The organism is Mycobacterium sp. E2699 (genome assembly GCF_001666745.1).
Taxonomy (GTDB): domain Bacteria; phylum Actinomycetota; class Actinomycetes; order Mycobacteriales; family Mycobacteriaceae; genus Mycobacterium.
This window is the reverse complement of sequence record NZ_LZJH01000147.1, coordinates 1-14,103: the sequence shown is the minus strand read 5'-3', so window position 1 is coordinate 14,103 and position 14,103 is coordinate 1. Positions and strand designations below refer to the sequence as shown.

Annotated in this window: 9 protein-coding genes and 1 pseudogene; 5 read left to right on the top strand and 5 right to left on the bottom strand. The window is 70.9% G+C overall.

Features of this window, described 5'->3' with window-relative positions; genetic code table 11:
• Nucleotides 1–5: 5 nt before the first annotated feature.
• Both A5696_RS25335 and A5696_RS25330 read left to right on the top strand, forming a co-directional pair.
• The gene (locus A5696_RS25335) at nt 6–689 is read left to right on the top strand and encodes a TetR/AcrR family transcriptional regulator (protein ID WP_067883741.1); all 684 of its coding nucleotides are present in this window, start codon (nt 6–8) and stop codon (nt 687–689) included.
• A complete protein-coding gene (locus A5696_RS25330) occupies nt 686–1,627 on the top strand; it encodes a R2-like ligand-binding oxidase (protein ID WP_067883739.1) in 942 nt (313 codons plus the stop codon). The genes A5696_RS25335 and A5696_RS25330 overlap by 4 nt, the downstream gene beginning before the upstream one ends.
• A gap of 86 nt (nt 1,628–1,713) precedes the next feature.
• On the opposite strand, the gene A5696_RS25325 is transcribed toward A5696_RS25330, so the two are convergent.
• The gene (locus tag A5696_RS25325; protein ID WP_067883737.1) at nt 1,714–3,132 is read right to left on the bottom strand and encodes an NADP-dependent succinic semialdehyde dehydrogenase; all 1,419 of its coding nucleotides are present in this window, start codon (nt 3,130–3,132) and stop codon (nt 1,714–1,716) included.
• 150 nt (nt 3,133–3,282) lie between these two features.
• Between A5696_RS25325 and A5696_RS25320 the strand changes: the two genes are divergently transcribed.
• From A5696_RS25320 to A5696_RS28990, 3 genes are all read left to right on the top strand, one after another.
• On the top strand, nt 3,283–3,717 hold the full coding sequence (locus A5696_RS25320) for a nitroreductase family deazaflavin-dependent oxidoreductase (protein ID WP_067883736.1): 435 nt from the start codon (nt 3,283–3,285) through the stop codon (nt 3,715–3,717).
• A 43-nt stretch (nt 3,718–3,760) separates the two neighbouring features.
• Nucleotides 3,761–5,407 (top strand): acetolactate synthase large subunit, encoded by a 1,647-nt coding sequence (locus A5696_RS25315; protein WP_067883735.1) that lies wholly within the window; start codon nt 3,761–3,763, stop codon nt 5,405–5,407.
• 120 nt (nt 5,408–5,527) lie between these two features.
• Nucleotides 5,528–7,342, top strand: coding sequence for a PE domain-containing protein (locus A5696_RS28990; protein ID WP_067883734.1), 1,815 nt, complete (start codon nt 5,528–5,530; stop codon nt 7,340–7,342).
• A gap of 30 nt (nt 7,343–7,372) precedes the next feature.
• Here A5696_RS28990 and A5696_RS25305 read toward each other — a convergent pair whose 3' ends face one another.
• From A5696_RS25305 to A5696_RS29285, 4 genes and pseudogenes are all read right to left on the bottom strand, one after another.
• Complete coding sequence (locus A5696_RS25305) at nt 7,373–8,821, bottom strand: lipase maturation factor family protein (RefSeq protein ID WP_067883733.1); 1,449 nt, start codon at nt 8,819–8,821, stop codon at nt 7,373–7,375.
• A gap of 56 nt (nt 8,822–8,877) precedes the next feature.
• Nucleotides 8,878–13,116 carry an alpha-(1->3)-arabinofuranosyltransferase gene (locus tag A5696_RS25300; protein WP_156738587.1) on the bottom strand — a complete coding sequence of 1,413 codons (4,239 nt, stop codon included), beginning with the start codon at nt 13,114–13,116 and terminating at the stop codon, nt 8,878–8,880.
• Between the two features lie 19 nt (nt 13,117–13,135).
• Nucleotides 13,136–13,309 carry a DUF2613 domain-containing protein gene (locus tag A5696_RS25295; RefSeq protein WP_065443914.1) on the bottom strand — a complete coding sequence of 58 codons (174 nt, stop codon included), beginning with the start codon at nt 13,307–13,309 and terminating at the stop codon, nt 13,136–13,138.
• Between the two features lie 165 nt (nt 13,310–13,474).
• Nucleotides 13,475–14,103, bottom strand: a pseudogene (locus A5696_RS29285) (hypothetical protein); the annotation flags it as partial.

Genomic DNA, 14,103 nt, shown 5'->3' with positions numbered 1-14,103 from the left:
CCGCATTGCCGACGGTGACATGGGCGCGCGTCGACCCCGCTCGACGCGCGGCGATCATCGAGGCCGCGGAGGCCGAGTTCGGGGCGCACGGTTTCTCCGGGGGCAGCCTCAACGTCATCGCCCGCCGGGCCGGCGTCGCCAAGGGCAGCCTGTTCCAGTACTTCGCCGACAAGCGGGACCTGTACGCGTTCATCGCGGACATGGGCAGCCAGCGGGTGCGGGCGTACATGGAGGACCTGATCGTCAGGCTCGACCCGAGCCGCCCGTTCTTCGAGCACCTCACCGACCTGCTCGACGGCTGGGTGGCCTACTACGCCGAGCACCCGCACGAACGAGCGCTGCACGCCGCGGCGACGCTCGAGGTGGACACCGAGGCGCGCGTCAGCGTGCGCAACGTGATCCACCGGCACTACCTGGAGGTGTTGCGGCCGCTGGTCCATGCCGCCAAGACCCGCGGGGACCTGCAGGCGGACGCCGACACCGACGTGCTGCTCTCGCTGTTGCTGCTGATCTTTCCGCACCTTGCGCTGGCCCCCTACATGCGCGGCCTGGACCCGATACTCGGGCTCGACGAGCCCACGCCGGAGCAGCCGGCGCTGGCGGTGCGCCGGATCGTCGCCGTCTTGGCGGCCGCGTTCTCGGCGCACGCCGTCAGCCCGAGGCCGGCACTATTTGAGGAGATCACATGACACGTTCACGCTCGGGCTCGCTCGCCCAGGGCGGGCTCAACTGGGACAGCCTGCCGCTCAAGCTCTTCGCCGGCGGCAACGCGAAATTCTGGGATCCCGCCGACATCGACTTCTCCCGGGACCGCGCGGACTGGGAAAAGCTCACCGACGTCGAGCGCCACTTCGCCACCCGGCTGTGCGCCGAGTTCATCGCCGGCGAGGAGGCGGTGACCGAGGACATCCAGCCGTTCGTGGCGGCCATGCGGGCCGAGGGCCGGCTCGGCGACGAGATGTACCTGACGCAGTTCGCGTTCGAGGAGGCCAAGCACACGCAGGTGTTCCGGATGTGGCTGGACGCGGTCGGCATCACCGACGACCTGCACGGCTTCCTCGAGCCCCTGGTCGCATACCGGCAGATCTTCTACCAGGAGCTGCCGGACTGCCTGGGCGCGCTGTCGACCGACCCGTCGCCGGCCGCGCAGGTGCGGGCTGCGGTGACCTACAACCACATCGTCGAGGGCATGCTGGCGCTGACGGGCTACTACATCTGGCACAAGATCTGCGTGGACCGCAACATCCTGCCGGGCATGCAGGAGCTGATCCGGCGCATCAGCGACGACGAGCGGCGCCACATGGCGTGGGGCACCTTCACCTGCCGCCGCCACGTCGCCGCCGACGACGCCAACTGGGGCGTGTTCGAAACCCGCATGAACGAGCTTCTCCCCATGGCACTGGAGGCCGTCCAGCAGAGCTTCGCCCTGTACGACCCGATGCCGTTCGGGATCACCGAGGACGAGCTGATGCAGTACAGCGCCGACAAGGGGATGCGGCGGTTCGGCACCATCTCCAGCGCCCGCGGCCGGCCGGTCGGCGAGATCGACCTCGACTACTCGCCGCTGGCGCTCGAGGACACCTTCGCCGACGAGGACGAGAAGGCGCTGGCCGGCGCGTCGGCCTAGACCCTCGGTTGACCCTCGCCGAACGTGGGCGCCACGTACGAAACGTCGTCGCGATAAGTCCCTGGACCCCATGTTCGGCGGCCCGGCTACTCCACCTTGCTGCCGCCGGCGGCGTCGCCGGTCTCGGACGAACCCACCCACACGGTCTTGGCGTTGCAGAACTCGCGGATCCCGAGGCCCGCGAGTTCGCGGCCGTAGCCGGACCGCTTGACGCCGCCGAACGGCAGCTCGGGGTAGGACACCGTCATCCCGTTGATGAACACCTGGCCGGCCTCGATGTCGTCGATGAAGCGCTGCTGCTCGGCCTCGTCGCGGGTCCAGGCGTTGGAGCCCAGGCCGAAGGTGGTGGCGTTGGCGATCTCGATCGCCTCGTCGATGTCGGCGGCCCGATAGATCGAGGCCACCGGCCCGAACACCTCCTCGGTGTACAGCGCCATGTCCTTGGTGATGTCGGTGACGACCGTCGGCGCATAAAACCAGCCCGGCCGGTCCAAAGGCTTGCCGCCGCAGCGGATCACCGCGCCGGCCGCGGCCGCGTCGTCGACCTGCTTGGCCACGTCGTCGCGGCCCGACTCGGTGGCCAGCGGTCCGACGTCGGTGTCGGGGTCGGTCGGGTCGCCGACCTTCAAGGCCTGCGTCCGCTCGACGAACTTCTCGACGAATTCGTCGTAGATGTCGGCGTGTGCGATGAACCGCTTGGCGGCGATGCAGGACTGGCCGTTGTTCTGCACGCGGGCGGTGACGGCCGTCTTGACCGCCTCGTCCAGGTCGGCCGACGGCATCACGATGAACGGGTCGCTGCCGCCGAGCTCGAGCACCGAGGGCTTGATCTCGTCACCGGCGATCGCGCCGACCGACTGCCCGGCCGGTTCGCTGCCGGTGAGGGTGACCGCCGCGACGCGGGGATCGCGCAGGATCTTCTCCACCGCGCCCGACGGCACGAGCAGCGTCTGGAAGCAGCCGTCGGGGAAGCCGCCGCGGGCGATCACGTCGGCCAGGTACAGCGCGCACTGCGGCACGTTGGACGCGTGCTTGAGGATGCCGACGTTGCCGGCCATCAGCGCCGGTGCGGCGAACCGGACGGCCTGCCACAGCGGGAAGTTCCACGGCATCACGGCCAGCACCACGCCCAGCGGCTGCCAGCGGGTGTAGGCCTGCTTGGCGCCCACCTTTCCCGCGTCGGCCGCCTCGTCGGCGAGCAGCTGCTCGGCGTTTTCGGCGTAGTAGCGAAAGCCCTTGGCGCACTTCAGCACTTCGGCCTTGGCCGATTTCAGGGTCTTGCCCATCTCGAGGGTCATCATGGCGGCGGTGTCGTCGGCCTCTTTTTCCAGGAGGTCGGCCGTGGCGGTTGCCCACTTTGCGCGCTGGGCGAAGGTGGTGTTGTGGCGGTAGTCCCGGAACCGGGCGTACGCGCGGGCGATGGCCGCGTCGACTTCGTCGTCGGTTGCCGGGCTGAAGGTTTTGACTGTCTCGCCGGTGGCCGGGTTGATCGTGGCGATGGGCACGCTGACGTCCTTCGTGTGGTTGGGTTTATAGAAGCGTCCCCTACCAGCCTGCCACTTCCGCGACTCTTATGGCTCGGCCGCGGGTAGGAAGGCTGCGGGCACGCTCGTCCGACCACCCGACCCTGGACCGATCCTCTTCGAAGAGGCACCATGACCGACAGCGACGTCAGCGACTTCAATCGACGCAACATCGAGGAGTTTCGCGCCAACCACGGCCGGGTCGGCGGACAGTTCGAGGGCGCCCCTGTCCTGTTGCTGCACACCATCGGCGCGCGCAGCGGCGAGGAACGGGTGAGCCCGATGATGTACCTGCGCGACGGGGACCGCTACCTGGTCTTCGCCTCCGCGGCGGGAGCCGACCGCAACCCCGCCTGGTACTGGAACCTGGTCGCCCACCCCGACGCCAGCATCGAGGTGGGTGACGAGCACCTCGACGTGCACGCCGTCGAACTCGAGGGCGCCGAACGCGACGAGAAATACGCCGAACAAGCCAAGCGGTACCCCGGGTTCGCGGAATACGAACGCAAGACGAGCCGCACGATCCCGGTTCTCGCGCTGTTGCCGGCCGGGCCGCACCGCGACTGACGCCGCACCGTCGCCGCTAGGGTGGCGAGGAGGGAGGTGCCGGATGAGCAAAGCGGCCGAACTGATGGTCAAGTGCCTCGAGAACGAGGGCGTCTCGGTCGTCTTCGGGCTGCCCGGCGAGGAGAACATCCGCTTCGTGCAGGCGCTGGCCGCATCACACATCCGGTACGTGCTCACGCGGCACGAGCAGGGCGCGGCCTTCATGGCCGAGATGTACGGGCGCGTCACCGGACGCGCGGCGGTGGTGTCGGCCACCCTGGGCCCCGGCGCGATCAACATGCAGCTCGGCGTCGCCGACGCCACCACCAACAGCACGCCGATGGTCGCCATCTCCGCGCAGGTGGGCCAGGACCGGGAATACAAGGAGTCGCACCAATACGTCGACCTGGTGTCGATGTTTGCGCCGATCACCCGGTGGGCCGCGGGTGTCCCCACCGCGCGGGCCATCCCGGAGATGGTCCGCAAGGCGTTCAAGGTCGCCGAGACCGAACGCCCGGCCGCTGTCTATCTCGCGGTGCCCGAGCACATCGACGCCGACGAGACCGACTACGACCTGAAGCCGTTGCCGCGCAACGTCGTTCGCCCCGACGCGCCGGCCCCGCGGCAGGTGGAGCGCGCCGTCGAGATACTGCGCAAGGCGCAGCGCCCGGTGGTGCTGGCCGGGCACGGCGCCGCGCGCGCCGACGCCACCAAGGCCCTGGTCCGGTTCTCCGAGGAGTTCGGCATCCAGGTGGCCAACACCTTCCACGGCAAGGGCGTGATGCCCGACGACCATCCCAACAGCATCGGCACCCTGGGGTTCATGCGGCACGACTACGTGAACTTCGGCTTCGACAACGCCGACGCCGTCATCGCCGTGGGCTACGAACTGCAGGAGTTCGACCCGGTCCGGATCAACCCGCAGGCCGACAAGAGGATCATCCACGTTCACCGCTTCCCCGCCGAGGTCGACGCGCACTACTCGGTCGACGTCGGGATCATCGGGGACATCAGCGATTCCCTCAATGCGCTCACCGACGCACTCGCCGGGCACACCTTCACCCACGCCGCCGACGTGCCCGGGTCGGGCCTGCTCGCCGAGGAATTCGCTCGGGGACAACAGGATTCTCGCTACCCGCTGGCACCCGCGCGGGTGGTCGCCGACACCCGCGAGGCGCTGGGCCGCAGCGACGTCGTGCTGGTCGACACCGGCGCCACCAAGATGTGGATGGCCCGGCTCTACCCGACCTACGAGCGCAACACCTGCCTGATCTCAAACGGCTTGTCCACCATGGCATTTGCCCTGCCCGGGGCGCTCGGCGTCAAGCTGGCGCGGCCCGACGCCAAGGTGCTGGCCGTCGTCGGCGACGGCGCATTCCTGATGAATTCCCAGGAGATCGAGACCGCCGTCCGGGAGCGGATTCCCCTCGTGGTGCTGATCTGGGAGGACGGCGGCTACGGCCTCATCGAATGGAAGATGGACCTCGAACTCGGCGAGCACTACTACGTGAAATTCGGCAACCCCGACATCGTGACCTACGCGGAAAGCTTCGGCGCCAAGGGCTATCGGATCAACAGCGCCGAGGAGCTGTTGCCGACGCTGCGGGCCGCCCTCGACGACGACGGGGTGTCGCTGATCTGCTGTCCGGTCGACTACTCGGAGAACCTGCGGCTGACCGACCGGCTCGGCGAGCTGGACGAGACGCTGTAACCGTTTCTGTAGCAAGTCGATTGTGGCCCGAAGGATGGCATCCGCCACTTCAGGTGCTTAACATCAATTCATTGCTGAACGCGGGGGCAGCTCGGTCGCACGGGCAACCGGAGGTGTCCCATGGCGTTCACGGTCGCGGCGCCGCAACTGGTCGAAGACGCGGCAGCAAGTCTGGCGGGTATCGGCTCGACGATGAACGCGGCGCACGCGGCCGCGGCGGCACCCATCACGGGGGTGTTGGCGGCCGCGGCCGACGAGGTGTCTACCGCGGTGGCGTCGCTGTTTTCCGAGCAGGGCATGGCGTTTCAGGCGTTGAGCGCGCGGGCGGCGGCGTTTCATGGCCAGTTCGTGCAGACCCTGAATGCGGGCGCCGCCACGTATGCGGCCAGCGAAGCGGCCGGCGTCGGGCAGCTTCTGCTCAACGCGGTCAACGCACCCTTCGTGGCGCTGACCGGGCGCCCGCTGGTAGGCAACGGGGTCAACGGCACGACCACCACCCAGGGAGTGGGCACGCCGGGGGGACCCGGGGGGTGGCTGATCGGCAATGGCGGTAGCGGCGGCGACAGCCTCGCAACCGGGGTGCGCGGCGGCCCGGGCGGGCCGGCCGGGCTGATCGGCGCCGGCGCCGCCGGCGGGCTGGGCGGTTGGTTCGCGCCCGGCGGGGTCGGCGGCGCCGGGGGGTTGCTGTACGGGAATGGCGGCCCGGGCGGCATCGGCGGAGCCTTCGCCGTCGGCGGTACGGGCGGCAGCGCGCTGTTGTTCGGCACGGGCGGACCCGGAGGGCTGGGCGGCGAACTCGGGGGCACCGGCGGAACCGGCGGCGCCGGCGGGTTGTTCGTCGGCAACGGCGGACCGGGTGGCACCGGCGGCGTCTCGGGTGGCGCCGGGGGAGTCCCCGGAGGCGAGGGCGGCGCCGGCGGCCTCGGCGGCCTGTTGGGCACGAGCGGGAACGCCGGCGGCACCGGCGGCCCGCCCAGCGTCACCTTGTCCTATGAGAAGCTGCCCTACAACTCGCCGACCGTCATCGTCCCCCGCGAAATCGTGGACATCTCCATGGGTGGCGGACCGAGCGTTCCGGTGATCGTCGACACCGGCTCACTGGGCATCCTGGTTCCGCCGCAAGACGTCAATCTGTCGATCCTCGGCCCGCCCACCGCGACGGGACTCACCACGGCCCACTACGGCTTCGCCGACAACTATGACGTGTTCACCTACAACACGTACATGGCGCCGGTGGATTACGGCAACGGAATCGTCACCGCGCCAACCACCATCGGCGTGATGACCTCCGGGACGCAATATACGAACGGCGTTCCGGCCCCCATCGACCTCACCTATGCGACACCGAAGATGGGTGTTGGGGTGAACACGGGTGTTGTGGTGGGCACCAGCCCCGTGCAGGCGCTGCCGGGAACGCTCAATCAGGGTGTGCTCCTGAACAATCCGGGGAACGCTCTGCAGTTCGGAGCCAACCCGCTGACCCTCCCGGCGACTCCGTACGCCACGGTTCCCGGAGCGCCGGTTTCCGGCAACCTCTACATATCGATCACGGATGGCGCGACTACCGGCGCCACGGTGAACCCGTCGGTCGGGTACATCGACAGCGGTGGTATCTACGGGGTCGTCCCCTCGACCGCGATGCCCGGCAACACTCCGGTCGGCACCACCCACGTGCCAGTCGGAGATGTCATCTCGGTCTACGTTGGCGACCCCACCAGCGGTGGCACTCTGCTGTACCAGGTGGTCAGCAACGGCGGCATAGGCATTGTCAGCAGTGGGTTCAATTCCGGCATCTTTCCCTTCTCGGGTTACCCCGACGTGGGAACGGGCCTCACCGCCGGCCCCGCCCCTGGCACCCCGGCCCCCGACGGGATACCGATCTACCTCTCGTACAGCACCACCGGTGGGACCTTGTACTTCGATCCCGTTACCTGAGCCCGGCATCGCCGCGTCGGTCGCGTGGGTTCAACGGTTGCGCGGTGCTGTCTCAGCCGGCAGGGCCAGCGGCCGCACGTATGGACCGATGAGCGTGCGATGCCACCAGGCGCGCTCCCGCCGCAACTCCCGCCACGTCGTGAACCGGTATTCATACAGCCGCGCGCGCACGTAGGTGGGCGGCGAATCCGGAAAGGGATTGTGCCGCAACAGGCGCAGCGTCGGGCGGTCGTTGCGCAGCAGCCGCTGCAGCAGGGGCACCAGCCACGGCCCCGCATACCCCGGCGAGATGGCGGCGAACCACATCAGCCAGTCGAGGCGCAGGTGATACGGCGCCCATTGCCGGGGCGGCCGGCGCAGAGCCCCGGGCTTGCCCTTGAATTCGTACTCTCGCCACGCGGTGTGGGCGGTGATCTGGTTGTCGTCGGTGCCCTCGATCACCACCTCGCGCCGGACGCGGCCGATGCTACCGAACGCTCCATAGGTGTTCACCAGGTGAAAAGGGTTGAACGACATGTTCATTCGCTGGCGGGAGGAGAGCATGTTGCGCACCGGCCAGTACGTCAGGAACAGCACCGTGACGGCGAACACGATCACCAGGCCGGCGAACCACAGGGGTGGCGCCGGCCAGGCGGGATGCGCGGGCACGGGAAACAGCATCCCGAAAGCCGAGTCGTCGATCGCGCTGAACGCCAGCAGGATCGTCACCCAGTTGAGCCAGGCGAAGTTGCCCGACGCCACCAGCCACAGCTGGGTGATCACCACGATCACGGCGGCCACGTCGGCCACCGGCTGCGGCGCGAACAATCCGAACGGCACGATCAGTTGGGCGAAATGGTTGCCCGCCACCTCGATTCGGTGCAGCGGCCTCGGCAGGTGATGGAAGAACCAGCTCAGCGGCCCCGGCATGGGCTGGGTCTCGTGGTGGTAGTACAGGCAGGTCAGGTCGCGCCAGCACGGGTCGCCGCGCAGCTTGATCAGTCCCGCGCCGAACTCGACCCGGAACAACAGCAACCGCGCCAGCCACAGCGTCAGCACCGGGGGCGCGACCCGGTCGTTGCCGAGGAAGACCATCAGGAATCCCGCCTCCAGCAGCAACGACTCCCAGCCGAACCCGTACCACGTCTGCCCGACATTGACGATCGACAGGTACAGCACCCACAGCGCGAGCCACGCCAGCATCGCGGCCCACAGCGGCGCGCGGTCGGCCGCGCCGGCCACGATGGCCGCCGACAGCGCCGCACCCAGCCACGCCACGCCCGCGAACAGCCGATCCGAATAGCGCAGATGAAAAAGGCTCGGCGCCCGCCAAAACGACTGCCTGGCCAAAAACCGTGGGATGGGCAGCATTCCGTGTTCGCCCAGGAGAGCCCGGAACTGACGTGCGGCCGCGACGAAGGCGATCAGGTAGATCGCCGCGACCCCGCGCTCCACGACGAGCCTGCCCAGCCAGTATTCGGGCGCCGAAAACCATCCCATGGCCGTCACGTATAGCCAGTCAACCAGCCGGAAAACGCCTAGCCAACAGCCGAAAGTCACTCCTTGCGGGGCCGCGGCTCCCGGGCCGGCACGGTCACCGCCGAAGCGGCGAGCACGGCAAGCGAAGTCAGCGCCAGCAGTTGCACGCCCGCGGAATGTCCGGCGTAACCGTCGACGGAGTGCCAGGGATGCCGGGACAGCACCGCCCCGGCCAGGATCAGCCCGCCGGCGCTGAGCGCGACGGTCACCGCCTGGAGCCGGCGCGGCCGATCGCGCAGCGCATACCGCAGGCCCAGCGCGGCGCCGACCGCGACGACCCCGGCCGCGCCGGCGATCACCGCCCCGGCCGCCAGCACGGCGACCGCGGCCCAGCGGCCCGACGGCCAGGGCCGCGCGGGTTCCTCGTCGCCGCGGCCCCGGCGGGTGCGCCACAACGCCAGCGCGGCCAGCAAGGGCAGCAACGCCAGACCGACCGCCAGGCCGGCCCGGTACAGCGAGTTGGCGGCGAAGGTCAGTGTGATGGTGCCGGGGTCGCCCGCCGGGACCACCCAGCCCTGCTGCCAGCCGTTGACGGCGACGGGTGTCAGGCGGGCGCCGGTGCTGGTGCGCGCCACCCACCCGGGGTTGATGGATTCCGGGATCACCAGCACCCGGGACGTGGTTGATGCCGGGGCGCGCACCTCGCGGCGGCTCGGGCCCCAGGTGCCGGTGGGGGCACCGGTGAGCGGGGCGTCGGGCATGTCGGCGGCGGCCGGGGTGGACAGCCGGGCCCCGTCCACGACGAACTGGGCGCCCGGGCTGATCAGCAGCTCCTGTTGGCCGGCCGGCAGCGCGACCGGATCCCGGTCGCAGGGCAGCGCCGCCACCGGTTCGCCGTCCAGCAGTGCGCCCGCGGTGGTGCGGATCGAGGTGTGCACGAACCGGCCCGCGACGGCGATAACCGGCCCCTGGTCGCAGCCGACGGTGATCTCGCGAGACCGGTTGCGCGTGGCGTCGGCGGGCGCGATGGGATTGCCGTCGGCGCCGAGCACCGCCACATCCGCCAGCCCCGGCGGCTTGAGCTGATCGAAGCCCAGCGCGTTGCGGTCGATGACGTCTTCCCAGTCGAGCAGGCTGATGCTGACGGTGTCGGTCACCCGGGGTTGCAGCGAAAGGGTTTGCGGCCCATCCGTTTTCAGTTGCCGGACCTGCGGGCCGTCGCCGAGGTTGACGGCCAGCACCGTCGGGTGCGCCGGCAGCGCCGACCGGCTGGGCGTCACGCGGAGGCCGGCGACCTCGGTGGGCCGCGGCAACGTGACGGTCAGCGTCGGCGGCGACCGGTGTTGCACCACCCGCTGCGGCGCGGTCCACGCGGTGGCCGGGTCGCCATCGGTGGCCGCGAACGCCGAGCCGAGAACGTCCACCACATCGGAATCGCCTTGGGCCCGAGTCGTTTTCGGCTCCGCGATCAGGTCGGCCAGCTTGGGTCCCTGCCGTGGTCGTACCCACACCGTCGGTGTCACCGCCACCGGGGCGGCCACGGTCAGGGTCCGGCTGAAATTGACCTGCTCTTCCGGCGCCAGCGCCATCGAGGCCGCGCAGCGCACGCCGTCGGGCGCCTGGGCGCAGCCGGGTCTGCCCAGCAGCTCCGAGCCCAGGTCCCAGGCCGCGATCGCCGAGCCCGGCGGCGGGCCGGGCACGCGCACCGTGTGCCGCAGGTCGACGGGGTGGGCGAAGCCGGACGCGTCGTACTGGGTGACCGACAGGTCGGTGATGCCGAACTGCACGCCGGGCGAGCCGTCGTCGGTGCCGGCGGCCGTGACCCGCACCCACGGGGTCTCGCCGTAGGGCAGCGCGACCGCGAGCGGCTTGCCGGGCTCGTCGAACCGCAGCGTCGTGCTGCCGTTGGCGGTCTCGACCAGGATGCGGCGGACCTGGGCGCCGACGGCGGTCGCGCTGGGCGTGAGCGTGATCGCGCCATTGCTCACCGGGTGGTCGAAGTCCACCTGCAGCCACTGCCCGACGGCGGACTGCAGCGCGTTGGACACCCACGCGGTTCCCGAGTCGCCGTCGATCGCGGCGGGCGGGGAGGCCGCGGGCGCGACGTCGGGCATCGCGGTGGAATCCGACGACGAACTCGACACGGTGATGCGGCCGCCGTTCCAGGCGCCGAACACCGGGTCGACGCCGGGGACGGGGTAGTCGGGGACGCGGTTGAAGGTGTGCCGCGCGTCGCCGGGCGCCCGGATCGCCGAGGAATGCTGGTCGACGCGGCCGTAGTCGGTCTCGCGGGCCACCGGGGTGTCGGTGACGGTGACGACGGGCGCGGCCAGCCCGGCGCCGCGCGCGTCGCCCGTCATCAGCACCGGACCCAGCGGCGGTTCGCCCAGCAGCCGTCGCCGCTCGTCGAGACGCAGCAGCACCTCGGGCCCGCCGTCGACCCGGGCCAGCCGGTCGGTGTCGACGAGGTACGGCGCGCCCGGATCCCCGGGCCCGCCATTTGACGAGGCGACCCGATAGATCTCCACCGCCGGGTAGCGGGGGCGCAGCCCGCTGTCGGCGACGAAACCCGCCACCGTGCCGGGGCCCACCGGCGCGCCGAACTGCGCCACCTTCTGCAACCGCGGCGAGCCCTCGATGGCGCGGTGCACCAGGATCGGGCGCGCCGAGCGCGACGTGTCGGGGTCCAGGTCGTTTCGCAGCACGACGTACGAAATGCCTTGCCGGGCCAGGGTATCCGCGAGGCCGGCCGAGGGCCGCCCGGCGGCGAACAGGCGTTGGACGGAATCCAGCGCCCGGATGGTCTGCGGCGGGGTCAACGGGATGGAGTCACGCACCCCCCACGGGCTGCTGCCGAGCACCTGCAGCGGCTCGTCGTGGCTGGTGCCCCAGACCTGGGTGGCGAACGGCGATCCCGGGACCACCAGCACCCGCCCGGGGACCGGCGTCCCGGTGTTGTGCCGGTCGAGCCAGTCGGCGGTGTCCTGCCAATAGCGGGGTATCGCGCTGAAGGTGCCGGGCGGGGTCAGCCGCCCGGTCCACGCCAGCGAGGTGCTGACCGCCAGGGCGGTCAGGACGACGATCGCGACGGCCACCCGCCGGTCGCGCTCGGGGTGGGCGAAGGCGCGCAGCCACACCGGGACGGACACCCGGCCCGGCAGCGGCACCCGGCCCAGCAGCTGCGCGATGCCCAGCGCCAGCGGGATGCGCACCACCGAGCCCAGCTTGTGCACGTTGCGCAGCGGCGCGCCGGCGGCGTCCAGGAACGCCTGGACCCCGTGGGCGAACGGCGACCCCAGCCCGCCGCTGTAGCCGGCGGCCATCAACACCACGCCCACCAGCAGGATCGTCACCAGCCGGCCCCGCGCCGGCATCGCGGGGCTCGCCAGCCCGGCCAGCCCGGCCGCGGCGACCAGGCAGGTGGCCAGGACGGCTGCCGACCCGGTGACGAGCGGGGCGCCTGCGGTGGCGGTGGGGGCGACGTACGGCGTCCAGCTGTCGGTGCCGCGCAGGATCTCGGTGAGCGACGACCATTGCGTCGTCACGCCGGAGGATTCGATGAAATCCAGGAACGGCGGGCTGACATGGCGCAGGCACACCAGCGCCACGATCCACCACAGCATGGCCAGGCACAGGGCCAACGCCCACCACGCGGTGTAGCGCCACCACAGCCGGTTCGGCCGGTGGCACGCCCACCAGATCGCCGCGGGCAGGCACCCGGTCAGCGTGGCGATGGCGTTGACCGCGCCCATCAGAGCGACGGCCAGCCCGGCCTGCGCGGCCAGCGCGCGCACCGTCCGGTCGGTCGAGCCCCGGAGGGCCAGGATCGTCGGCAACAACACCCACGGCGCCAGCATCATCGGCAACGTCTCCGACGAGATCGAGCCGAGCGTGGTGAGCACCCGCGGCGACAGCGCGAACGCCGCCGCGCCGATCACCCGCGACGCCGGGCTGCCGATCCCGAGCGTCTCGGCCACCCGCAACAGCCCCCAGAACCCGACGGTCAGCAGCAACGCCCACCACAGCCGCTGGGTCACCCACCCCGGCACGCCGAGCAGGTGGCCGGCGAGGAAGAAGGTGCCGTGCGGAAACAGGTAGCCATAGGCCTGGTTCTGCGACTGGCCGAAGGGGAGCTCGCTGTTCCACAGGTTGGTCGCGCGGGCGAGGAAGCGCAGCGGGTTGGCGGTGAGGTCGAGCTTGGTGTCGGGGGAGACCTGCCCGGGCGACTGCGCGAACGTCAGCGCCAGCGCGACGGCGCCGACCAGCAGCAACCAGCGGCGCGAGGCAGCCGGTGGGGCGGGGGCCGGTGCGGCGATCCGCGCTCGCGACCCGGGGCTAGCTACGGTTGCCGTACTCGACCCGGTTGAGCACTGACGACTGCGGATCGCCCCCGGGGAGTGGCGGCTTCGTGTCCTGCTGCACCATCAACGTGATCCCGAAGATCGCGGCCGCGCCCAGCAACAGACCCACCACCACGCTCGCGGCGGCGGGCGCGATGATCCGGTTCAACATGGCTCCTCTGGGTGGCGTCCGACCTAGGGCCAACCTAGCAGAACCGCCGCGGCCGGCCGGGCCGCCGAGTCACGGCCACGGGACGCAGTGACCATGCCAGCAGCGAGAGCCGTAGTCCACCAGATACGGCCCAGCGGGGTTCCGCACGGCCGGCGCGGTCGGTGCCGGCGCCGTCTTGTGGTCCCCGACGGCGAGCGTGACGCCGACGGTCGCCGCGGCGCCGATCATCAGCCCCGCCGCGATGCTGGCCGCGGCAGCCAACGAGAACCCCGCCATCGCCGGCTCCTCCCTGCCAGGCAAATGCTCTGGCCAACGTACCGCTGATGCCCCCTGGCGGGCGGGACGAAACGCCCGCCGTGACAACATGTCCCGATGGCTTTCCCCCGGATCCTGGCCGTGCTCGCCGTCGCGGCAGCGCTGGTTGCCGGCTGTGGCCACCACGCCGCACGGACGCCCAGCGCCTCGACCGGCAAGCCGGCGGCGTCCCCCGCGCCGCCGGTCTGCGCCGACCCGACCGCCGTCCCGGCCGCCCTGTCGACCCGCGACAAGCTGGCGCAGCTGCTGATGGTCGGGGTGAAAGACGCCGACCGCCAGCGGCAACGGGCCGGCGCTGCGCACGATGTCGGCCAGCGGGCCCTTGAAGAGGGACAGGTCCGTCCAGCCGCCGACGAAGATGCCGCCGACGTGGTAGCGGGTGACCACCGCGCGGGCGTCGTCGGCGTCTTTCACCCCGACCATCAGCAGCTGCGCCAGCTTGTCGCGGGTCGACAGGGCGGCCGGGACGGCGGTCG

What these genes read in the sequence shown, in the direction of transcription:
- A5696_RS25330 (WP_067883739.1), top strand. Translation starts at nt 686, where the DNA reads ATGACACGTTCACGCTCGGGCTCGCTCGCCCAGGGCGGGCTCAACTGG.
- A5696_RS25305 (WP_067883733.1), bottom strand. Translation starts at nt 8,821, where the DNA reads ATGGGATGGTTTTCGGCGCCCGAATACTGGCTGGGCAGGCTCGTCGTG.
- A5696_RS28990 (WP_067883734.1), top strand. Translation starts at nt 5,528, where the DNA reads ATGGCGTTCACGGTCGCGGCGCCGCAACTGGTCGAAGACGCGGCAGCA.
- A5696_RS25315 (WP_067883735.1), top strand. Translation starts at nt 3,761, where the DNA reads ATGAGCAAAGCGGCCGAACTGATGGTCAAGTGCCTCGAGAACGAGGGC.
- A5696_RS25320 (WP_067883736.1), top strand. Translation starts at nt 3,283, where the DNA reads ATGACCGACAGCGACGTCAGCGACTTCAATCGACGCAACATCGAGGAG.